Here is a 1,295-nt window from a genome sequence, read left to right as displayed (position 1 = left end):
ATGGTGCCCGTACCGCAAACCGACACAGGTAGGCGAGGAGAGAATCCTAAGGTGAGCGAGAGAACTCTCGTTAAGGAACTCGGCAAAATGACCCCGTAACTTCGGGAGAAGGGGTGCTCTTGCGGGTGCAAGCCTGCGAGAGCCGCAGTGAATAGGCCCAGGCGACTGTTTAGCAAAAACACAGGTCTCTGCGAAGCCGCAAGGCGAAGTATAGGGGCTGACACCTGCCCGGTGCTGGAAGGTTAAGAGGAGGGGTTAGCGTTCGCGCGAAGCTCTGAATTGAAGCCCCAGTAAACGGCGGCCGTAACTATAACGGTCCTAAGGTAGCGAAATTCCTTGTCGGGTAAGTTCCGACCCGCACGAAAGGTGTAACGATCTGGGCACTGTCTCAACGAGAGACTCGGTGAAATTATAGTACCTGTGAAGATGCAGGTTACCCGCGACAGGACGGAAAGACCCCGTGGAGCTTTACTGCAGCCTGATATTGAATTTTGGTACAGCTTGTACAGGATAGGTAGGAGCCTTGGAAGCCGGAGCGCTAGCTTCGGTGGAGGCATTGGTGGGATACTACCCTGGCTGTATTGACATTCTAACCCGCACCCCTTATCGGGGTGGGAGACAGTGTCAGGTGGGCAGTTTGACTGGGGCGGTCGCCTCCTAAAAAGTAACGGAGGCGCCCAAAGGTTCCCTCAGAATGGTTGGAAATCATTCGTAGAGTGTAAAGGCACAAGGGAGCTTGACTGCGAGACCTACAAGTCGAGCAGGGACGAAAGTCGGGCTTAGTGATCCGGTGGTTCCGCATGGAAGGGCCATCGCTCAACGGATAAAAGCTACCCCGGGGATAACAGGCTTATCTCCCCCAAGAGTCCACATCGACGGGGAGGTTTGGCACCTCGATGTCGGCTCATCGCATCCTGGGGCTGTAGTCGGTCCCAAGGGTTGGGCTGTTCGCCCATTAAAGCGGTACGCGAGCTGGGTTCAGAACGTCGTGAGACAGTTCGGTCCCTATCCGTCGTGGGCGTAGGAAATTTGAGAGGAGCTGTCCTTAGTACGAGAGGACCGGGATGGACGCACCGCTGGTGTACCAGTTGTCTTGCCAAAGGCATCGCTGGGTAGCTATGTGCGGAAGGGATAAGTGCTGAAAGCATCTAAGCATGAAGCCCCCCTCAAGATGAGATTTCCCATAGCGTAAGCTAGTAAGATCCCTGAAAGATGATCAGGTTGATAGGTCAGAGGTGGAAGCGTGGCGACATGTGGAGCTGACTGATACTAATAGATCGAGGACTTAACTAAAA

The 1,295-nt window shown here is 54.4% G+C and carries 1 rRNA gene; it reads left to right on the top strand.

What is annotated here, in order from left to right:
* A 23S ribosomal RNA gene (locus ADJ83_RS04985) occupies positions 1-1,293 on the top strand; the annotation flags it as partial.
* Between the last annotated feature and the right edge of the window lie 2 nt (positions 1,294-1,295).

This window comes from Bacillus sp. 522_BSPC (assembly GCF_001076885.1).
GTDB classification, from domain to species: domain Bacteria; phylum Bacillota; class Bacilli; order Bacillales; family Cytobacillaceae; genus Niallia; species Niallia hominis.
Note: the sequence above shows the minus strand (reverse complement) of the source record. Positions and strands in the feature narration are given on the sequence as shown.